Source organism: Catellatospora aurea, from assembly GCF_042663325.1.
Lineage (GTDB): Bacteria > Actinomycetota > Actinomycetes > Mycobacteriales > Micromonosporaceae > Catellatospora > Catellatospora aurea.
Genome location: NZ_JBHTAC010000006.1, coordinates 60,672 through 80,188, shown reverse-complemented (window position 1 = coordinate 80,188; position 19,517 = coordinate 60,672). Strand labels below are relative to the sequence as shown.

At 71.2% G+C, this 19,517-nt stretch carries 16 protein-coding genes; 5 read left to right on the top strand and 11 right to left on the bottom strand.

Going from position 1 to position 19,517, the window contains the following annotated elements:
• Positions 1-10: 10 nt before the first annotated feature.
• Positions 11-235 (top strand): hypothetical protein, encoded by a 225-nt coding sequence (locus ACFQO7_RS08085; protein WP_376805823.1) that lies wholly within the window; start codon positions 11-13, stop codon positions 233-235.
• Complete coding sequence (locus ACFQO7_RS08080) at positions 226-726, top strand: pectate lyase family protein (protein ID WP_376805822.1); 501 nt, start codon at positions 226-228, stop codon at positions 724-726. Before ACFQO7_RS08085 ends, ACFQO7_RS08080 begins: the two co-directional genes overlap by 10 nt.
• A gap of 95 nt (positions 727-821) precedes the next feature.
• Here the strand turns inward: ACFQO7_RS08080 and ACFQO7_RS08075 are convergent, their stop codons facing one another.
• From ACFQO7_RS08075 to ACFQO7_RS08035, 9 genes are all read right to left on the bottom strand, one after another.
• Complete coding sequence (locus tag ACFQO7_RS08075; RefSeq protein ID WP_376805821.1) at positions 822-1,298, bottom strand: hypothetical protein; 477 nt, start codon at positions 1,296-1,298, stop codon at positions 822-824.
• 20 nt (positions 1,299-1,318) lie between these two features.
• Positions 1,319-2,440, bottom strand: coding sequence for a WXG100 family type VII secretion target (locus ACFQO7_RS08070; RefSeq protein ID WP_376805820.1), 1,122 nt, complete (start codon positions 2,438-2,440; stop codon positions 1,319-1,321).
• Positions 2,437-2,757, bottom strand: a complete 321-nt coding sequence (locus ACFQO7_RS08065; protein WP_376805819.1) for a type VII secretion target — start codon at positions 2,755-2,757, stop codon at positions 2,437-2,439. The genes ACFQO7_RS08070 and ACFQO7_RS08065 overlap by 4 nt, the downstream gene beginning before the upstream one ends.
• Positions 2,747-3,067 carry a YbaB/EbfC family nucleoid-associated protein gene (locus tag ACFQO7_RS08060; RefSeq protein WP_376805818.1) on the bottom strand — a complete coding sequence of 107 codons (321 nt, stop codon included), beginning with the start codon at positions 3,065-3,067 and terminating at the stop codon, positions 2,747-2,749. Before ACFQO7_RS08060 ends, ACFQO7_RS08065 begins: the two co-directional genes overlap by 11 nt.
• Positions 3,068-3,237: 170 nt before the next feature.
• Positions 3,238-6,024 carry a glycoside hydrolase family 9 protein gene (locus ACFQO7_RS08055; protein WP_376805817.1) on the bottom strand — a complete coding sequence of 929 codons (2,787 nt, stop codon included), beginning with the start codon at positions 6,022-6,024 and terminating at the stop codon, positions 3,238-3,240.
• 374 nt (positions 6,025-6,398) lie between these two features.
• Positions 6,399-7,445 (bottom strand): LacI family DNA-binding transcriptional regulator, encoded by a 1,047-nt coding sequence (locus ACFQO7_RS08050; RefSeq protein ID WP_376805816.1) that lies wholly within the window; start codon positions 7,443-7,445, stop codon positions 6,399-6,401.
• Between the two features lie 55 nt (positions 7,446-7,500).
• The gene (locus ACFQO7_RS08045; protein WP_376805815.1) at positions 7,501-10,332 is read right to left on the bottom strand and encodes a glycoside hydrolase family 3 C-terminal domain-containing protein; all 2,832 of its coding nucleotides are present in this window, start codon (positions 10,330-10,332) and stop codon (positions 7,501-7,503) included.
• A 324-nt stretch (positions 10,333-10,656) separates the two neighbouring features.
• Positions 10,657-11,676, bottom strand: coding sequence for a sulfotransferase family protein (locus ACFQO7_RS08040; RefSeq protein ID WP_376805814.1), 1,020 nt, complete (start codon positions 11,674-11,676; stop codon positions 10,657-10,659).
• A gap of 190 nt (positions 11,677-11,866) precedes the next feature.
• Complete coding sequence (locus ACFQO7_RS08035; RefSeq protein WP_376805954.1) at positions 11,867-13,078, bottom strand: ROK family protein; 1,212 nt, start codon at positions 13,076-13,078, stop codon at positions 11,867-11,869.
• A gap of 229 nt (positions 13,079-13,307) precedes the next feature.
• Between ACFQO7_RS08035 and ACFQO7_RS08030 the strand changes: the two genes are divergently transcribed.
• From ACFQO7_RS08030 to ACFQO7_RS08020, 3 genes are read left to right on the top strand one after another with little or no spacing between them, the layout of a single operon-like run.
• Positions 13,308-14,978, top strand: coding sequence for an extracellular solute-binding protein (locus tag ACFQO7_RS08030; RefSeq protein WP_376805813.1), 1,671 nt, complete (start codon positions 13,308-13,310; stop codon positions 14,976-14,978).
• A 13-nt stretch (positions 14,979-14,991) separates the two neighbouring features.
• Positions 14,992-16,122 carry an ABC transporter permease gene (locus tag ACFQO7_RS08025; RefSeq protein WP_376805812.1) on the top strand — a complete coding sequence of 377 codons (1,131 nt, stop codon included), beginning with the start codon at positions 14,992-14,994 and terminating at the stop codon, positions 16,120-16,122.
• A gap of 17 nt (positions 16,123-16,139) precedes the next feature.
• Positions 16,140-17,051 (top strand): carbohydrate ABC transporter permease, encoded by a 912-nt coding sequence (locus ACFQO7_RS08020; protein WP_376805811.1) that lies wholly within the window; start codon positions 16,140-16,142, stop codon positions 17,049-17,051.
• Between the two features lie 87 nt (positions 17,052-17,138).
• On the opposite strand, the gene ACFQO7_RS08015 is transcribed toward ACFQO7_RS08020, so the two are convergent.
• Positions 17,139-17,903, bottom strand: coding sequence for an alpha/beta fold hydrolase (locus ACFQO7_RS08015; RefSeq protein ID WP_376805810.1), 765 nt, complete (start codon positions 17,901-17,903; stop codon positions 17,139-17,141).
• Positions 17,904-18,120: 217 nt separating this feature from the next.
• Positions 18,121-19,512 carry a xylulokinase gene (xylB, locus tag ACFQO7_RS08010; RefSeq protein WP_376805809.1) on the bottom strand — a complete coding sequence of 464 codons (1,392 nt, stop codon included), beginning with the start codon at positions 19,510-19,512 and terminating at the stop codon, positions 18,121-18,123.
• Positions 19,513-19,517: the final 5 nt, after the last annotated feature.

Here is a 19,517-nt window from a genome sequence, read left to right as displayed (position 1 = left end):
AGGATCTTCCATGCGACACGCGCACAGCCCGGGCGCGCACCGCGCCAGGCGAGCCGGTCTGGTGACCGCCGCCGCCACCGCAGCACTCGCCGTCGTGATGACGATGCTGCTGAACCTCACCGGCGGCGTCGCCATGGCCGCCACGCTGTTCTCCGACAACTTCAACAGCGGCTCGGCCACGTATGGATCGACCACAACGAGTTCTGGCCCGGCTACGACGGCTCGGTGGACGTGAAGCGGCAGTCGAACTTCGTCACCGTGTCCTGGAACGTCTTCCACGGCACCGACAAGTCCATGCTGCTCGGGCACTCCGACACGTTCCCCGACGACATCGGGCACCTGAAGGTGACCTATCACCACAACCTGTTCGACGGGTCCAACCAGCGGCACCCGCGGGTCCGCTTCGGCGAGCCGGTGCACGTGTACAACAACCACTACCGCAACGTCGGCCTGTACGGCGTCGCGTCCACGGAGAACGCGGGCGTGGTCGTGGAGGGCAACTACTTCGAGAACACGGCGTTCCCGTGCTACTCGACGAGCGGCTACGCCGACAGCGCCCCGGGCCGCCTGGTTCAGCGTGCGAACGCGTTCGCCAACTCGGGCCCCTGTGAAGCGAACGGCACCGTCACCGAGCCCGGCACCTTCTACGGCTACCAGCTCGACGCTGCCGCCACGGTGCCGGGCAAGGTCAGTGCCGGTGCCGGCGTCGGCGTCGGCCGGATCTAAGCAGGTCTGACAGCATTGCTGCCTGCTCTCGGGCAGTCCGGTGTCGGGGAGGCGCTTTCTGCGACGCTTCGTGTCGCAGAAAGCGCCCTTTCGTCTCAGTGCTCCCAGGGCAGCCGGTGCGGGCGGCGGGACCAGCGTGGGCTGAGCTGTTCGGACTCGAAGCGGGAGGTCCACCGTCGCCGCTCCGCGCCGCCGTCGAACTCGGTCGCTGCCTCGAATCTGCGGTCGAGCGCTGCCAGCAGCGGGCCCAACTCGCCGGCCGCCAACTCCGGATGCGCGTCCAGCAGCGTTCCGAGCGTGTCACGGCTGGTCAGATCGTTGAAGTAGAGGTCGATCAGGTAGCCCTCGTCGAGGCGGTCCTGTTCCAGCCGCCGGATCAGGTGCTCCCAGAGCCGGAACCGGTTGCGGACCGAGTACTTCGGCTCGATCAGGGCCTCGGCGAACCGGGGTGCCATGCCGGCACGTTCGCGCTCCAGTCGTTCGGCGTCCACCTGGTCGATCGAGGCCCGCTCCGCGGGAGTCAGCCGTGTCCAGGCGGCTTCCGTCGCAGGGGCGTCGTCAGCCCAGTTCACCGCCATCTGCCGGTGCCCCTTCACTCGTCGAGCTGCTGCAGGTAATAGGCGTAACCGTTGTCGGGCTGCATGAACGTGCCCCGGTCGCCCTCTCTGATGATGATCGTGCCCGTGTCGGCGTCCCACCAGACATAGCGGGGGACGCGGCCGGGTGTGTCCCGCACCCGGTGGCCCGGGTTCGCCCGCATGACGTCCTCCAGGTGACCGGCCAGGTCGGTGTCTTCGACGCCGGGGATGCTGCGCTGACCTGCGTGCTCAGCGATCTTGTCGGCGAGCAGGCCCACATCGCCGGCCTGGCTCGCCGGGTCGGGCGGGCGGGTGAGGCCGCCGAGGTCGCCGGTCGGCGTCACGCCCCGGCCGGGCAGCTCGGGCCGCTGGCGCTTGGCGAACACGATGAAGGTGCCCATGCCGGTGTCGACCTGCTTGATCACCGGGATGAGGTTGCCGAGGCTGCGGACCAGCGCCTTCATGATCCGGGCGATCTTCGCCGCCCAGCGGGCGACCACGGTGCTGACCTGGGCGACGACCACCGGTGTGGCCAGGCCGAAGGTGAACACCTCCTCGGCGGTCCAGATCGGCAGCCGGGCCAGCAGCGTGGCGACGCACTCGCCGATCAGGTCCCGCACGATGGTGCGCACCGCCTCGACCAGCGCACCGGACGCCTCGACGAGGACGGCCATGCACTCGCCGATCTTGGAGAGTGCGAACAGCATCTCCATGCTGCGCTGGGCATGCGTGCCGTACGCCGCCGCGGCCTGCCCGGTCCAGTCGGGGATGTCGGCTACCGTGCCACGGCCGTATCCGTCGGCGATCCGCTGATGCTCGGCGGCGATGTCGCGCCAGGTCTGGGCGTTCGCCCGCAACTGGTCCGGATCGCCCGCGAGCTGGTCCAGGCACCAGGACAGCGGTTCGACGTGCTCCACGACCCAGCCGAACCCGGCGGTGACCAGCATGCCGAAGGGGTCGAACGCCCAGGCGGCGCCTTCGGCGACCAGGGTCGCGCCACCGAGGGTGCCGTCGATCCAGGAGCCGTTCTCGATGCCGTCGATGAGCATGTCCAGCGACTCGGCGATGCCGACTCCGGAGAACCAGGTCGTGGTGTCGACCCGGTCGGCGACCAGCGTGTCGCCGGGCTCGTTCATCGCACGCCCCGCACGGTGGTGTCGGCGGCGGCGTCGCCCGCGGCGTAGGTGTCGGCGACCGTGCGCAGCCCGTCGGCGATGGTGTCCATGGTGCGGGAGGTCTGGTCGACGCACTCGACGGCACGGTCGACCAGGTCGTCGATCAGGCGCGGCAGCCATCCGTTGAGCAGCCCGTAGGAGCCGCTGTCGTAGCCGACGCGGGCGGCCGCCGCGCGGGTCTCCGCGACGCGCTCCACCAGGTGGTCGATGGTTCGGCCGTGGTCGCGGATCTGATCGGGCAGCGCCCGCAGCGGCGGGCCGCCGTCGTCAGGTCGCATCACGCAGCCCCGACCCGTCGATGAGCCGACTCAGCTCGGCTCGCAGCGCCCACCGGGCGGCGTCGTTCGCCTCGATCACGGTCCGCGACAGCTTCTCCAGCGACCAGGCACGCACGCGGTCGTCGAGCTTCAGCGTCGTCAGCCGACCCGTGTGGTCCACGGTCGCGGTCACCGAGCCCTCGGCGACCGCGACGGTGACGGCCAGCTCACCCTGCCGCTGCGCCAGCTCCCGGGCGCGGGCCGCGCTGGCCTCGACGGCCGCCTGCCAGTCGTCGATGCGTTGACTCGCCTGCTCCGGATCACCGAACATCGCGAACCTCGCACCCGACGCGATCGTCGACCATCACCCGAACCTCCCGCTCCGCCGCCGGTGCCTTCGTCTCGTCAGCCTAGGCACGGCCCTGCGACGTCAGAAGTCCGATGAGGACGGAAGGGGCGCTTTCCACAACACATCGCGTTGTGGAAAGCGCCCCTGGTAACTCAGCTGACAGTGCAGGTCGCGCCGTTGACCTTGAAGGCGGTCGGTTCGGGGTTGGCGGTGGTCCAGACGCCGTTGTAGCCGATCGTGGTGGAGGCGTTCGGGGCCAGGTTGGCGTTCCAGGAGAGGTTCGTGGCGGTGACGTTGAGGCCGGACTGGGACCAGTTCGCGCTGTGGCCGCTGCTGACGGCCTGCCCCGACGCGGGGAACGGGTAGGTCAGCGTCCAGCCGTTGATCGCCGTCGTGCCGGTGTTCTTGATGGTGACCTTCACGGAGAATCCGCCGGGCCACTGGCTCTCGATCAGGTATGCCACGTCGCAGCTCGCCCCGCCGCCGGTGCCCGACGTGGTGAACGTGACGGGCGAGGACGCGGCCGAGGTGTTGCCCGCGCCGTCCACGGCGACGACGTAGTAGGTGTACGAGGTCGACGCGGTGAGACCGCTGAGGGCGAAGGAGTTCGTGGTCGGCGACCCGGCGAGCACGTCGGTGGTGCCCGCTTCCCGGTAGACGCGGTAGCCGGCCAGGCCGCTGCCGCCGCTGTCGGTGGAGACGGTCCACACCAGCGTCGCGCCGGTCTGTGTGATCGAGGTGGCTGTCGGCGTGCCCGGCTGCGTCGGCGCGGTGGTGTCGTTCGGCGGGGCCGTGGTGCTGAAGGTGACGGGCGAGGAGGCCGTGGAGGCGTTTCCCGCGCCGTCGACGGCGATGACGTAGTAGGTGTACGAGGTCGAGGCCGTCAGGCCGGTCAGCGCGAACGTGTTGGTGGTCGGTGACCCGGCCAGCACGTCGGTGGTGCCCGCCTCGCGGTAGACGCGGTAGCCCGCGAGCCCGCTGCCGCCGGTGTCGGTGGACGCGGTCCACGACAGCGTCGCGCCGGTCGCGGTGATCGAGGACGCCGCGGGGGTGCCCGGTGTGCTGGGCGCGACGGTGTCCGGGGTGCCGCCGCCGGGGGCGTCGCCCCAGACCTTGGTGGTCCCGTCGTACAGCGTGATCTTGCTGTTGCGGGCCAGGGTCGCCTGGTAGGACCAGTCGTTGCTGACGTCCCAGGTGCCGGAGCTGGTGATCCGGAACTGGATCTCGCGCCGCCAGTCGGACTGCCCGGCCGGGATGATGTTCTGCCCCGCGCACGAGATCGTCACGTAGTACACGTTGCCGCTGTGCTGGTTCGGCCCGGTCGGCGGCGAGCACTGGCTGTACGCCACCGACGTGCTGATCTGGCTCGGCGTGGTCGCCCCGTCGAGGGTGAAGTAGTACCGGAACGAGCCGTTGCTCAGCGCGCGCGCCGGCCATGCCGACTTGTTGTAGACCAGCGCCTTGACCTCGGTGAAGGTGGTCCCCGTGGTGTTCAGCCCGGACTCGACGTACATCTCGGCGTCGTCGGGGGCCTCCGTCGGCGGGAAGCTCGCCAGGGGCGTGCCGCCGAACTCGCTGTACATACGCACCAGCGCGGAGGTGAAGCCGCCGTTGTAGTCGGTGGCGACCTCGTTCATCTGGAAGTTGCCGCGGTCGTCGGTGTACGCGTCGTTGGCCGAGCCGGGCCCGCCGACCAGCGCGCCGTACAGCACGTGCCGGTTGTTGACCGGGCTGGTCAGGCTGTCGGTCCACGAGCCGTGCGCGGTGCGGTGGTGCGGGTTGATCGGCGGGTTGTTCCCGAAACCGTTGACGTAGCTGCGGTTGTTCGGGTTGTCGCCGAGGATGTAGTTGATCTGCCGGACCGCGAAGTCGTGGTAGCGCGCCTTGCGGGTGGCGTCGCTGATCCAGTCCGAGTACACGAAGGCCACCCAGGCGGTGTTCGCCGAGTAGCGCAGCGAACCCCACTGCTGCAGCCAGGCCTGCCCGCCGGGGGAGTACGTGATGCGCTGGCCGTTGACGCCGACGGTCCAGTAGTCCAGCCACCGGTTGGCGTCGTCGACGTACTGCTGCTTGCCGGTGAGCTTGGCCAGCAGCACGTACGAGCCGTAGGTCTTGTCGTCCCAGTCGTGCGTCCACTTGTAGGAGTGGGTGCTCGACTGCGGCTCGGTGCCCAGGTTGGCGTAGTAGGACTCGGCCTTGCTCAGGTAGGCCGCCTCGCCGGTGGCCCGGTGCAGCCAGAGCGCGCCCCAGACCAGCTCGTCGTTGAAGCCGCTCCACGAGTTGTAGTAGCTGCTCGCGTCGGTGATGCACTCGCTGTACTTCCTGCGCACCGTGTCGGCGAAGGTGTACAGCTGACGCGCGTGGCTGACCAGCGTGTTCGCGTAGGTCGGGTCGGTCGGCCGGAAGACCATCGAGGCCGCTGCCATCGCGGCCGCCGTCTCCGCCGCCAGGTCCGTGCCGCCGCAACTAGAATCGATCTTGTACGCGGGCCGCGCCATCTTCATCACCTCGGCCGGACCCCACCACTGGTGGTCCGCCCCGCCGTTGCCGACCTGCCCGTAGAGCACGTTGGCCGACGGGTGCGCCTTGATGAAGTAGTCGTTGACGAAGCGCAGGTTGTTCAGCAGCGGGGTGAGCTGGCCGGATGCCGAGTAGGCGGCGCGGTACTCGACCGCGCCCCAGGCCAGCATGGTGGCCGTGGCGGCCATCGGGAAGCCGAACTTGACGTGGTCGCCCGCGTCGAACCAGCCGCCGGTTAGGTTCAGGCCGACGTCGGAGCCGTCGTTCAGGGCGGAGTTGCCGCGCCAGGCGACACGGTTCCACGACGGCTTGGGTCCGGCGGCCTGTGCCTCGTAGAAGAACAGGGACTTCTGCAGCGCTTCGCCGTAGTTGTACGGAGCGGCGGCCTGCGCGGGCGCTGCGGCCAGGCCCGTTGCCATGGAACTGACGATGAGCACGCCGCAGGCTCCGGCGAACAACCGACGCCACCGGCCCGGAGGGCGGATGCCGTCACTGTGGGTAGGCACTAGGATTCTCCTGTCCGTGGAGCCGCGCGACGCGAGTCGCTGCGGTAGGGCACAGGTGGGGCGGATGTGGGCGCATCCGCCCCACCGCTATCGCAGTTCGCGGTGCGGTGGGTTAGTCAGGGTTTTCCTGTACGTTTCGTTCGACATCGATGGAAGCGCTCCCACCTCTGCCAAGCACGATTTAACCGCGCGGTTGCCTTCTTGTGAAGCCCCGATTTCGGCCGCGCCGCCGCCCGCCGATGGTCATGCTCTGACCAGGTGCTTTGTGGACGCCGCGAGCGGGGGCGTCAGGCGGCGGCGGGGGCGGTGCTGGCGCGCGGGGTGAGGATCGGCGGCAGCAGCGTTGCCGGCGGCACCGCGCGGTCGTCGAGTTTGCGCATCAGCAGCTCCACGGCCTGCCGCCCGACGTCCTCGGCCGGGATCTGCACCGAGCTGAGCGCCGGGGACGACCGCTCGGCCAGCTCGTCGGGGCAGATCGCCACCACGGACACGTCCTCGGGCACCCGGCGGCCCAGCGCGCGCAGCGAGCTCAGCACGTGCGCCACCGCGGCCTCGTTGTGCACCACCAAGCCGGTCAGACGCGGGTGATGGGCGAGCAACTGGGCCAGGGACTCCTGCACCGCCTGCGGGTGCTCCTCGAACGGCTGCGCGTACGCGGTCAGCCGCAGCCGCTTCGCGGCCTCCACGAAGCCGTCGCGGGTGCGGTGGGCGAAACCGGTGTCCCGGTCGTACACCACGCGCGGCGCGCCGAGCAGCGCGATCTCCCGGTGGCCCAGCGCCGCCAGGTGCTCCACGCACACCGCCCCGGCCCGGTGGAAGTCCAGGTCGACACAGGTCAGCCCGGCCGAGTCGGCGGGCAGCCCGATCAGCACGCTGGGCCGTTCCAGCTTACGCAGGGTCGGCACCCGCGGGTCGTGCATCTCCACGTCCATCAGCACCAGGCCGTCCACCATCGCGCCCGCGGCGACCCGGCGCAGCCCGGCCGGGCCCTCGTCGGCGGTGACCAGCAGCACGTCGTGGTGGTGCCGGCGGGCGCTGGTGACCACCGCGGTGGCGAACTGCATCAGCACCGGCAGGTGCATGCCCTGCCGCAGCGGCAGCACCAGCGCGATCACGCTGGAGCGTTTGCTTGCCAGCGAACGCGCGCCCGCGTGCGGGTGGAAGCCCAGCGCGCGGATGCTGGCGTGCACCCGGGCGCTGGTCGTGGCGGAGATGGCCCGCTTGCCGCTGAGCACGTACGACACCGTGCTCGTGGAGACACCGGCGTGCCGGGCCACGTCGGCGATGGTCACCACGCTGTCGCGCTGGGACGACCGCTGTGGACGGCTCCTCATCGGCGGCACCTCCCCGCTGCTCCCGTTCATGCCCACACCCCGCCGCCCATGACGCTCATGAGAAGGCGAGCTCGCTGACGATGATGCCCGGTGCGTCGTACACCAGGTATAGGTCCGTCCGGCCGGATGTGCCAAGCGCGCAGCTGATCTTCTCGTACGCGTACCGGCCCGCCCCCGCGCCGACCGCCTCCGCGAGCACCTCGCCGTCGAGCGGATCGTCGGCCACCAGCGCGACCCGGCCCGCGCCGCCCGCGACCGCGAAGGTCACCTGCTCGCAGCCGGTCAGATCGGTCGCGCCGAAGGACAGCCACGCGCCCGCGTCCGTGGCGCGCACCGCGTCGCCCCGGTCCAGGGCCGCGTCGACCAGCACCACGCCGCAGGCCTCGTCGTGGTCGATCGCGCGCAGCAGGCCGGGTCGGCGGGGGCCGATCCGCTCACCGCGTACGGTCAGCGTGGCGCAGCCGCGGATGTCGGTCGCCGAGCGGCCCACCATCACCTTGTGCCGGGCCGCCTCCACCACGGGCCGTCCCGTGGTCACGTCCCAGAACGACAGGTCGGCGGCGGCCAGCGCGATGCTGACCACGGTGCGCTCGCCTGGTGCGAGCCGGACGCGGCGGAACCCGCGCAGCCGCCGCAGCGGCTGCTTGACCCGCGAGCGCTGCTGGTGCGTGTAGAGCTGCACGACCTCCTCGCCGGGCCGCTGCCCGACGTTGGCCACCTCGACGGTGACGGTGACCGTGCCGTCGGCGTCGATCGCGTCGGCGTCCAGGCCGACCGCGCCGTACTCGAACTCGCCCCAGCTCAGGCCGTGTCCGAACGGGTACAGCGGGGTGCCGCGGTAGTACAGGTACGTCGCGTCGCTGGTGATGATGTCGTAGTCGTAGAGGTCGGGCAGCTCGCAGTGGCTGCGGTACCAGGTCTGCGGCAGCCGCCCGGCGGGCTCGGCGTCGCCGAACAGCACGTCGGCGAGCGCGTGCCCGAACTCCTGGCCGCCGTGGCTGCTCCACAGCACCGCGGGCAGGTGCACGTCGGCCCAGCTGACCGCGTACGGGTAGCTGCTGGTCAGCACGAGGGCGGTGCGCGGGTTGGCGGCGTACACGGCGCGCAGCAGCGCCTCCTGCGCGGGCGGCAGGGCCAGGTTCTCCCGGTCCTCGGTCTCGCGCCCGTTGACCAGCGGATGGTTGCCCAGCACCACGACCACGGCGTCCGCCTCGGCGGCCACGGCGGCGGCCTGCTCGGCCCCGCTGTGGCGCAGCTCCAGCTGGAGCCGGGACGCCTGCTCGAAGCTCGCGCCGACCGCGGCCACCCCGTCCTCGCCGACGACGAGGTAGCTACGGCTCAGCTCGTGGTGCAGGGACAGCGTGCCGTCGGACCGTTCGACCAGCCGGAACGTCTCGTGCACGTCCCAGCCGTGCGGGCCGGGCGCGTCGGCGACCAGCAGGTTGTCCCGTACGGTCAGGTGCCGCCCGTTGGCGGCCGAGCGCAGCGCCAGCACGCTGGTGCCGTGGTGCCCGGCCGGGCCCGGGTGGCTGCCCCAGTCGAACACGTCGAACCCGTGCGGGTCGGCGAACGCCCGCCGCAACGGCTTGGCCTCCTGCGGGTCGGCGACCGCCAGGTAACCGCCGCCCACCAGGCGCAGCGCCACCCGGTCCGCGCCCTCGTCGAAGGTCACCTGGTCCGAGCCGAGCCGGGCGGCCAGGCCGTCGAGCGCGGTGACCTGGTACGGCAGCGTGCCGCTGTACCAGTCGGCCATCAGCTGGTCGCCGAGCGGCCCGATCACCGCGACCCGGCGCACCTGCTCCGGGTCGAACGGCAGCAGCCGGCACTCCTGCTTGAGCAGCACGATGCTGCGGGTCGCGGCCTCGCGGGCCAGCGCCTGGTGCGCGGGGCAGTTCACCGTGTCCGGGTCGAGGCCGGTGAACGGGTTCGCCTCGGCCGGGTCGAACTCGCCCAGCCGCATCCGGATCGTCAGCACCCGCCGCACCGCCGTGTCCACGTCGGCCTCGGTGATCAGGCCGCGGTCGAGGGCCTCGGTGAGCCGTCCGATGGTGACGTGCGAGTTCGCGTCGGCGTCGGTGAAACTGTCCACCCCGGCCTTCAGCGAAGCGGCGTGGCTGCTCGCGTGGTCGGGGAAGTAGGCCTGCTGGGCCGGGTCGGCCAGGTTGCTCGGCGCGTACGCGTCCGACACCACCAGCACCTCGTCGCCGGTCCAGGACCGCAGGTCGTCGTCCAGGTGCGGGCTGACGTGCGCCGGACGGCCGTTGACCAGGTTGTACGACGCCATCACGGCCACCGCCGCGCCGCTTTCGATCGCGGGGCGGTACGCGGGCAGCTCGTACTCGTGCAGCACCCGGGGGCCGAGGTTGCTGGAGCTGACACAGCGGTCGTTCTCGTTGTTGTAGCCGAGGAAGTGCTTCAGCGTCGGCGCGGTCTTCAGGTAGACGGGGTGGTCACCGCGCAGGCCCTGCGCGTACGCCGCGCCCATCAGCCCGGTCAGCCAGGCGTCCTCGCTGTACCCCTCCTCGTTGCGGCCCCAGCGCGGGTCGCGCAGCGGGTTGACCACCGGCGCCCACACGTTGAGCCCGGCCCCGGACGGGTCCTTGTGGTGGCTGGCCCGGACCTCGTCACCGACCGCCGCGCCGACCCGGCGCACCAGGTCCGGGTCCCAGCTCGCGCCGAGGCCCACCGCCTGTGGGAACACCGTCGCCTCGCCGAGCCAGGCGAGGCCGTGCAGCGCTTCGGTGCCGGTGCGGAACCCGCCCACCGACAGCCGGGGCACGGGTGGCTGGTGCTGGTGCAGCAGCGCGATCTTCTCGGGGAGCGTGAGCCGGCCGAGCAGGTCGGCGACGCGGTCGGACAGCGGTGCGGAGGGGTCGCGGAAGTTCATCGCCGGGTTCCTTCGTCTGGGCGGACGGTCGGAAGATGCGTCGTGGAGGGGCGGTGCGTCGTGTCGAAGCGCTTCGACAGAAGGTCGCGCTTATTCCGGATCCTGATCCACAGTCGAAGCGCTTCGACGATCGTCTGAAAAAGACCCCGCGCGGCATGTGTTTCTGCCTGATTTCGCAACGGAGTACGCCCAGAGATTTACCGTGTTCCACCGGCCGTCGTCAAGGGAGCGTTCCCACGGCAGGTGGGCCGCCATCGAAGGGCGATCGGCTCACCAGCGCCGATGCCCCCGCCCGGCGAAACTTTCGGGATCGGGCCCGCGGTGTCAGCCCGGCAGGAGCTCGCGCGGCGAGGGCGGACGGTATGCCAGCTCCTCGACGGGGCGCAGGCGGTCGCGCAGCCGGGACAGCCCGCGGCGCGCCGCGACGGTGCGGCGCGGCCCGTCCACGTGGGCGTAGTGCAGGTGGTGCACCCGGCCGGGACCGCGCCACCAGGGCGAACCTGCCCCGGACAGCGGGTAGTCCCGCTCCCGCAGCCGGCTGCCCAGCTTCGCCTCGCACAGGGTGATCTGCCAGGGCTCCAGCCGCTCCCGCCAGCTGCCCACCCGATCCGTGGTCACCGGCTCGTGGGTGAGGCGGTGCCAGCTCTTGCGGCTGGGCACGGCGACGTCGGCCAGCCGCGCCGGCTCGGCCATCGCCGGGTCGTACTCCTCGCCCAGGAAACGGCAGATCGCTCGCAGCTCCGGCTCGGGATCGGCGACCAGGTGCTCGTAACGCACCTCGTGGTAGGAGTCCTCGTCCAGGATCCGGCGGGCGTACGCGGAGGAGTCCATCGCCCGCGCCCAGTCGGAGATCGCGTGGCACACGTCCTTGCCTTGCTGCCAGGGCGTCTCGCCGAGCGAGGCGACGCAGTCGCGGCCGTCGCGCACGATGTTGACGATCTGCGCGTCGGGGAACAGCCGCAGCAGCGGGACCAGGTTGTTCAGGTACGCCGGGCGCTTGTCGCCCCAGCGGGGCTTGTCGAACCGGCGGGCGTAGGCGCGGAACACGGTGCCGAGCGCGGAGCCGAGCGTAGGCGGGCCGGTCACGATCTCCTCGACCACGGCGTCCGGGTCGAGGCCCAGGTCACCGAACGCGGTCCGGGTCCCGGTGATCCACTCGGCCAGGCCGCGCCGGTTGGCGGGTTCGCGCAGGTCGCCGAAGCTCGCCCGGTCGGTGTACGCACCGAGCAGGAAGCGCGTCTCCGGCGGGATCGCGATCCGCGGGTGCGCGTGCAGCATGAGCTGCAGCATCGTGGTGCCCGACCGCGGGCACCCCACGACGAACACCGGCCGATCACTGCCCACAGGTGGCTCCGTCCATAAGGGTGTCTTGTCCGGATTACACCCTTATTAACGACCCGCGAACAACCAACGATGCGCCGCCCCCGCCCCTGCCGCAACTCTTAAAGACTTGCGGCCTCAGGGCTGCCCGGATGCCGCGACTCTTTAAGAGTTGCGGCAGGTGGGGTGGGCCGGCGGGCGGTGTGGGTGGGGGTCAGAGGCGGGGGAGGCGGCCGGCGTCGACGTGGTCGAGGACGGTGGCGGCACCGCCGGTGGCGGCCGCGCCGTGGTCGAGGATCGAGGCGACGACCTGGGCACCGCCCTGCTCGGGACCGATGCGGCGGGCTTTCAGTTCGGCCTCGACCGGGGGCAGGAGCCAGGGGGCGAGGGGGACGAAGTAGCCGCCGAGGACGACGACCTCCGGGTCGAGCAGATTGGCCAGAATGGAGACGCCCTGGCCGAGAGCCCGGCCCACCTCGTCGAGGGCTCGCAGCGCGGCGGGGTCGCCGGCGCGCGCTCGGCGTACCACCTCGTCGACCTCGGGTTGCAGGTCGGTGAGGTCGCCGTCGCCGGCCAGGTCGGGCAGCACCCGCGCGATGATCGCGCTGATGCCCGCGATCGCCTCCAGGCAGCCGCGGCGGCCGCAGGCGCACGGCGGGCCCTGCGGGTCGATGGTGATGTGGCCGATCTCGCCGGGGAAGCCGCGGTGGCCGCGCAGCGGCCGGCCGTCGCTGATGATGCCCGCGCCGATGCCGACCTCGCCGGTCAGGTAGATCAGGTTCTGCGAGCCGGCGAACGCGCCGTAGCGCGATTCGGCCAGCACCGCGAGGTTGGCGTCGTTGTCGACGGCGACCGGGAAGCCGGGTTCGCCGAGGGCGCGGTTGACGATGTCGCGCAGGTTGACGTCCTGCCAGCCCAGGTTGGGAGCCATGATGACGACGCCGTCGGGGGAGACCAGGCCGGGCACGCCGACGGTCAGGCCGAGCACCCGGCGGTCCTCCTTGAGGACGCGGTTGACCGCGCGCCGGCCGAGTGCCGCGATCGCGGTGGCGGCCTGTGCGGGGCTGGACGCGAGCCCGGCGAACGAGCGCCGCCAGGACAGCACCTGCTGCCCGGCCAGGTCGATGGCGACCGCGGTGAGGTAGTCGGCGTTGACCTCGATGCCGATCGCCGCGTACGGCGAGCCGTCGAGCACCAGCATCGTCGCCGGGCGGCCGATCCGGTGCTCGGTCAGCCCGGTCTCGCGCAGCAGCCGGCGTTCGATCAGGTCGGCGACGAGGCTGGACACGGTGGCCTTGTTGAGGCCGGTGGTGGCGGCGATCTCCGCGCGGGAGCATGGCGCGTGGTTGCGCACGTAGCGCAGCACGACGGCCAGGTTCGTGGCCCTGACATCGGCGAAGTCCGCCGGTTGAGGGCCGCGCTGCATCGTGATCACCGTCTGCCCTCCGGTGTGGCTGCACTGGTCGCCCCATCATGCCGTATGGAGCCGTCGGTCAGCATCGCCGTCGACGTCGGCGTGGGAACGCTCCCTTGTGGTCGCTCTGACCTTCGGCTAGTTTGTTTAGTCGAAAGCCGAACTAACTGTACCGCGTAACCGCTCCACCGACACCCCTTTCCCTGATCCTGAGCTTGACAAATGACGAAGGGAGCACGCCGTGGACAACCCCCTCGCGGGCGCGGCGGCGAACCGCCGATCGTTCCTGAGCCTGCTCGGCCTGGGCGCGATCGCCGTCGCGGGCAGCGGCACACTCGCCGCCTGCGGTGAGAAGGCGGCGGACGAGGGCACGACGCAGCAGCTGGACAAGCTGCAGGCGGTCCTGCCCAAGTACCAGCCGCTGGAACTGGTGCAGCCCGACATCAAGGGCGTCTCGCCGGTCGCCAACGGCTTCACCAAGTACCCGTCCTCGCTGGTCGACGCGATCACCGAGAAGCCCGGCCGGGGCAGCACCATCACCACGATGACGCCGTACTGGGGGCAGGTGCCGGCTGGTCCGGGGCAGAACGCCTACCTCGACGCGATCAACGCGGAGCTGGGCGCCGTGGTCACCCCGGGCATCCAGGACGGCAACACGTACGCCGACAAGCTGAACGCGATCCTGCCAGCCCGTGACATCCCGGACGTGCTCTGCATCCCGGGCTGGGAGATCAGCAAGATCCCCAACTTCTCGGAGGCGGCCAAGGCGCTGTTCGAGGACCTCACCGACCACCTGGCCGGGGACAAGGTCGCGCCGTACCAGATGCTGGCCAGCCTGCCGACCGTCGCCTGGGGCAACGCCGTCTGGAACGAGCGGCTGATGGCGGTGCCGTGGCCGACCGACGGCCCCTACCCGTGGGCGCTGTTCTACCGCAAGGACCTCGTCGACGCGGCCGGTGTCGGGATCCCGAAGACGGCCGACGAGCTGTACGACTTCGGCAAGAAGATGACCAACCCCGGCAAGGGCGTCTGGGCGTTCAACGACGTCCAGGCGATGGTCGAGATGATCTTCCGGGTGCCGAACTCGAAGGACGGCTGGGGCTCCAAGAACGGCAAGGTCGTCTTCAAGTACGAGACCGACGAGTTCAAGGCGGCGCTGGAGTTCCTCACCAAGTTGTACAAGGACGGCCTGATCCACCCCGAGGTCGTGGCCAGCAAGGGCGCGGACGCCAAGCTGCTGTTCTCCGGCGGCAAGATCGCGATGATCCAGGACGGCGTGGGCGCGTGGCTCGGCATGCAGGCCGAGCAGCAGAAGGTCACCACCGGCTTCAACATGCAGCCGGTGCCGTTCTTCGCCGCCGACGGCGGTGCGCCGCTGGTCTGGGGCTCGGGCGACCCGGTCTTCTACACCTTCGTCAAGAAGGGCCTGGGCAAGGAGAAGACCGAGGAGATCCTGCGCATCCTCAACTTCGTCGCCGCGCCCCTGGGCACCAAGGAGTTCGAGCTCATCGAGTACGGCGTCGAGGGCAAGCACTTCACCAAGGGCGCCGACGGCTGGCCGGCCGGCACCGACCTGCAGGGCAAGGAGAAGGCGGACCAGTTCCGCTTCCTGGCCGGCACCGCCCCCACGATCAAGTACGACGCACGGGTTCCCCACTACGTGACCGATCTGATCAACTGGGAGAACGCCGCGGTCAAGCACCTCGAAGTCGACCCGTGGCTGGGCATGAAGCTGGAGATGCCGGCGGAGTACGTGAAGGTCAAGCAGCCGACCGAGGACAAGGTAAAGGACATCGCCCGCGGGCGGCGTCCGCTGTCCGACCTGGACGCGGTGCTCAAGGAGTGGCGCGACGGGGGCGGCGAGGCCGGCCGCGCGCACATGGCGAAGGCGCTGAGCGACGCTGGTCGATGAACAGGGAGTCGCTGTGAAAGGCACCACCGACGCCGGTGGGCAGCCGCCGGCGGTCCGTCTTGCGGACGGGCCGCCGGGGCAGGCCACCGGCACCGTGAAGGCCGAGGATCGAGCCGGCGAGCCCCGCAGGACGAACCTCGACAGTCCAGTGGCCGGGTCTTCGGCGGCCCGGCCACTTCCCACACCCCCGGACGGCGCGCCGCCCACCCGGCGGCGGGCCTCGTTCGGGGCGCGCTGGCGGCGGGACTGGCCGCTGCTGCTGATGGCGCTGCCCGCCGTACTGCTGCTGGTGGTCTTCCACTACGTGCCGACACTCGGCAACGTGGTGGCGTTCAAGGACTACGACCAGTGGTCCGGCGACACCGCCATCGAGGCGATCGTCAACAGCCCCTGGATCGGCTTCACCAACTTCGCGGAGCTGTTCGCCGACTCCCAGTTCTGGGACGCGCTGCGCAACACGCTGCTGATCACCACGTTCCAGCTGGTCTTCTTCTTCCCGCTGCCGATCGCGCTGGCGATCCTGCTCAACAGCGTGGTGTCGACGCGGCTGCGCGGCTTCGTGCAGACCGTGGTCTACCTGCCCCACTTCTTCAGCTGGGTGCTCGTCATCACGTTCTTCCTGCAGATGCTCGGCGGCTCCGGCCTGCTGGCGCAGGTGCTGCGGGACAACGGTCTGGAACCGTGGGACGTCATGACCAATCCGGACACATTCATCCTGCTGGTCAGCTCCGAGTCGCTGTGGAAGGACGTCGGCTGGGGCACCATCATCTTCCTGGCCGCGCTGACCGCTATCGACCAGAGCCTGTACGAGGCGGCCGCCTCCGACGGGGCCAACCGGTGGCGGCGGCTGTGGCACGTCACCCTGCCCGGCCTGCGCCCGGTCGTGGTGCTGCTGCTCATCCTGCAGCTGGGCAACGCGCTGTCGGTCGGCTTCGAGCAGTTCATCCTGCAGCGTGACGCGGTCGGGCGGCAGGCCGCCGAGGTGCTCGACACCTACGTGTACCACCTCGGCCTGCTCACTCAGGACTACGGCGTCGGCGCGGCCGCCGGGCTGTTCAAGGCCGTCATCGGTCTGATCCTGATCCTGGTCGCGAACCGGGTGGCCCGCCGCTTCGGCGAGGAGGGGGTGTTCGTCCGCTCATGACTGTCCTCACTTCGGCCATGAGGGCCCGCCGTCGGCGGGCCCAGCGGCCCGCCTGGGAGGAGCCGCCCACGATCGCCGGGCGGATCGGCAAGGGCGTGCTGCTCACCGCCGTGGTGCTGGCGGTGCTGATCCCGTTGTGGTCGGTGCTCGTGACGAGTTTCTCGTCGCAGAAGGCGATCGCCGACGCGGGCGGCATGGTGTTCCTGCCGCGCGACTTCGACATCTCGGCGTACGTGCTGATCTTCACCCGGGGCGAGGTGTCGCAGGCGGTCTGGAACAGCATGTTCGTCACCGTCGTCGGCACCACACTCAGCGTGCTCTGCACCGTGCTCGCCGCGTACGGGCTGTCCCGGCCGGGCAGTCTCTGGCACCGCCCGCTGCTGATGTTCTTCCTGATCACGTTCCTGATCGGCCCCGGTCTGGTGCCCACCTACGTGGTGGTGACCAGCCTCGGGCTCAAGGACTCGCACTGGGCGCTGATCCTGCCCGCGGCGGTCAACGCGTTCAACCTGATGGTGGTGCGCCAGTTCTTCATGGGCATCCCGGCCGAGCTGCTCGACAGCGCCCGCATCGACGGGGCCGGGGAGTGGACCATCCTGACCCGCATCGTGCTGCCGCTGTCCAAGGCCGTCGTGGCGGTCGTCGGGCTGTTCTACGCGGTCGGGTACTGGAACATCTACTTCAACGCGGTCCTGTACCTCAACGACGCCGAGGACCGGGTGGTGCAGCAGGTGCTGCAGGCGTACATCATCGCCGGCCAGAGCCCCGCGGGCATCGGCTCCCCGCCCGCACTCGGCTTCAACGCTCCACCCAGCCTCGCCGTCAAGATGGCCGTGGTCGTAGTGGTCCTCATCCCGGTGGTCGCCGTGTACCCCTTCATCCAGCGCCACTTCACCAAGGGCGTCATCACCGGCGCCCTCAAGGGCTGACCAGTCACCCCACCCTCGCCCCGCCCAGACCGATCGCCGCGGCTCTCCCTTCGCCGCGGCGATCTCTTTCCCTGGGCGGGGTGAGGGTCAGGCGAGGAAGGTGACGATGGCGGTGGCGAATTCGGGGTTGCGGACCACGGTGAGGTGGTCGCCGGCCAGGACCTTCCAGCGGGCGTCGGGGAGCGCGGCGGCGAGAACCTCGGGGCGGGTGGCGAGCCAGTCGTCCGTCCCGGCGAGGACCAGGGTGGGGATCGTGATCCGGTCCAGGGCTATCGGCGTGCGGTGGCCCGCTTCGGCCTGGGCTGCGAGGGCTCTGCGATCCGCGCCGGAGGCGTCGGCGAACAAGCGGAAGCCCATCACCCGCTCGTCGGTGATGGTGCTCGGGTCGTCGGTGAGCAGGCCGTCGATCAGCGCGCGGCCGGGCAGCGCGGACCGGTCCACGCCGCCCTGCTCGACGGCGCCCGCGCCGATGCCGCCGGTGACCAGTCGCCGGACGCGGCGGTCCGCGGCGGCGGTGAGCAGGGCGACGACGCCGCCCATGGAGTAGCCGACCAGGTCCACCTGCGCCAGACCGAGCAGGTCGAAGAGGGCGGCCAGGTCGCGGGCCATCTTGTCCTCGCCGTACCGGGCGGGGTCGTGGGGCTTCTCGGACGAGCCGTGGCCGCGGGCGTCGATCGCGATCACGTGGCGGCCCGCGCCGACCAGCGCGTCGACGACACCGGGGGCCTTCCAGTTGGCCGCCGCGGAGGTGCTGAACCCGTGGTGCAGCACCACGGGCGGCCGGCCGGCGGTGGGCTCGCCCCAGGTGTGGTACGCCAGGGTGGTGCCGTCGAAGGACGGGAAGGTCTGCATGCGGCTCTCCGATCAGGTCAGGGCTCGGAGCCGCCGCACCCGGCCGGCGTGCCACCGGGGCACACGATGCCAGGGCGCACGGTGCCGGCGGCTACTTGATCAGTCTGCGCAGTGGCCCGTCACCGCGGCATCGGCGATTTCACCGGTCCGCGGCGAGCCGCCGTTAGGAAGGGCACCTTCTACAACGCGGAGCGTTGTGAAGGTGCCCTTCCTTGCACTACAGGCGGGGGAGGGTGAGGTTGCGGGCCTCGGCGTAGCGGGCGCGGACGGCGGGGAGCGCGTCGGCTTCGAAGAGTTCGAGGCCGTCGAGGGTCCAGGCGGGGGCCGTGCCGGTGGCGATCCAGGCGGCCTGGCGGGCGGCGCCGTCGGCGACATACTCGCCGGGCGGGGGGACGACGACCGGGCAGCCGAAGACGGCCGGGGCGATGCGGCGTACCGCCTCGGACTTCGCGCCGCCGCCGACGAGGACCACGCGGTTGACGGTCGCGCCCTGGCCGCGCAGGGCGTCGAGGCCGTCGGCCAGCGCGCAGAGCATGCCTTCGACGGCGGCGCGGGCCAGGTGGGCGGGGGTGGACGTGCCCAGGGTGAGGCCATGCAGGGAGCCGGTCGCGTCGGGCTTGTTCGGGGTGCGCTCGCCCTCCAGGTAGGGGACGAGGACCAGGCCGTCGCTGCCGGCAGGGGCGGACAGGGCCAGCCGGGACAGCTCCGCGTGGTCCACGCCCAGCATGGTCGCGGCGGCGTCGAGCACGCGGGCGGCGTTGAGGGTGCAGACCAGGGGCAGGTAGTGGCCGGTGGCGTCGGCGAAGCCGGCGACCGTGCCGGTGTCGTCGGCGGCGGGGACCGTCGCGACGCTGAACACGGTGCCGGAGGTGCCGATGGAGACGATCACGTCGCCCGGCTGCGCGCCCACGCCCAGCGCGGCGGCGGCGTTGTCGCCCGCGCCGGGGCCGAGCAGCATGCCGCCCGGGGTCCGGCCCGGCGAGCCGTCGGGGCCGAGCACGGCCGGCAGCAGCACGTCCCGGCCGAGGGCCAGCTTGAGCAGGTCGCGGCGGTACTCGCCGGTGCTCGGGGACCAGTAGCCGGTGCCGGAGGCGTCGCTGCGGTCGGTGGCCAGCGCGGACAGGTCGCCGGTGCCGCCCAGCCGCCAGGTCAGCCAGTCGTGCGGCAGGCAGACGGCGGCCGTACGGGCGGCGTTGTCCGGTTCGTGCTGGGCCAGCCAGCGCAGCTTCGTCACGGTGAACGAGGCGACCGGCACGCTGCCGACGGCGTCGGCCCAGGCGCGCGGCCCGCCGAGCTCGCCGACCAGGTCGGTGGCGGCCTGGGCGCTGCGGGTGTCGTTCCACAGCAGGGCGTCGCGCACGACCTGGCCGTCAGCGTCGAGGCAGACCATGCCGTGCTGCTGGCCACCGACCGAGACGGCGGCGACGTCGGCCAGCCCGCCCGCCGCGGTGATCGCCGTCTGCAGGGCGGACCACCAGGCGTCGGGTGGGCAGGAGGTGCCGTCGGGGTGGCTCGCCCGCCCCTGGCGGACGAGCGCGCCGGTGTCGGCGTCACGGACCACCACCTTGCACGATTGGGTGGAGGAGTCGATGCCGGCGACGAGTGCCATGGGGT

What these genes read in the sequence shown, in the direction of transcription:
- ACFQO7_RS08085 (WP_376805823.1), top strand. Translation starts at nt 11, where the DNA reads ATGCGACACGCGCACAGCCCGGGCGCGCACCGCGCCAGGCGAGCCGGT.
- ACFQO7_RS08070 (WP_376805820.1), bottom strand. Translation starts at nt 2,440, where the DNA reads ATGAACGAGCCCGGCGACACGCTGGTCGCCGACCGGGTCGACACCACG.
- ACFQO7_RS08065 (WP_376805819.1), bottom strand. Translation starts at nt 2,757, where the DNA reads ATGCGACCTGACGACGGCGGCCCGCCGCTGCGGGCGCTGCCCGATCAG.
- ACFQO7_RS08060 (WP_376805818.1), bottom strand. Translation starts at nt 3,067, where the DNA reads ATGTTCGGTGATCCGGAGCAGGCGAGTCAACGCATCGACGACTGGCAG.
- ACFQO7_RS08055 (WP_376805817.1), bottom strand. Translation starts at nt 6,024, where the DNA reads ATGGCAACGGGCCTGGCCGCAGCGCCCGCGCAGGCCGCCGCTCCGTAC.
- ACFQO7_RS08050 (WP_376805816.1), bottom strand. Translation starts at nt 7,445, where the DNA reads ATGAGGAGCCGTCCACAGCGGTCGTCCCAGCGCGACAGCGTGGTGACC.
- ACFQO7_RS08045 (WP_376805815.1), bottom strand. Translation starts at nt 10,332, where the DNA reads ATGAACTTCCGCGACCCCTCCGCACCGCTGTCCGACCGCGTCGCCGAC.
- ACFQO7_RS08035 (WP_376805954.1), bottom strand. Translation starts at nt 13,078, where the DNA reads ATGCAGCGCGGCCCTCAACCGGCGGACTTCGCCGATGTCAGGGCCACG.
- ACFQO7_RS08020 (WP_376805811.1), top strand. Translation starts at nt 16,140, where the DNA reads ATGAGGGCCCGCCGTCGGCGGGCCCAGCGGCCCGCCTGGGAGGAGCCG.
- ACFQO7_RS08015 (WP_376805810.1), bottom strand. Translation starts at nt 17,903, where the DNA reads ATGCAGACCTTCCCGTCCTTCGACGGCACCACCCTGGCGTACCACACC.
- xylB (WP_376805809.1), bottom strand. Translation starts at nt 19,512, where the DNA reads ATGGCACTCGTCGCCGGCATCGACTCCTCCACCCAATCGTGCAAGGTG.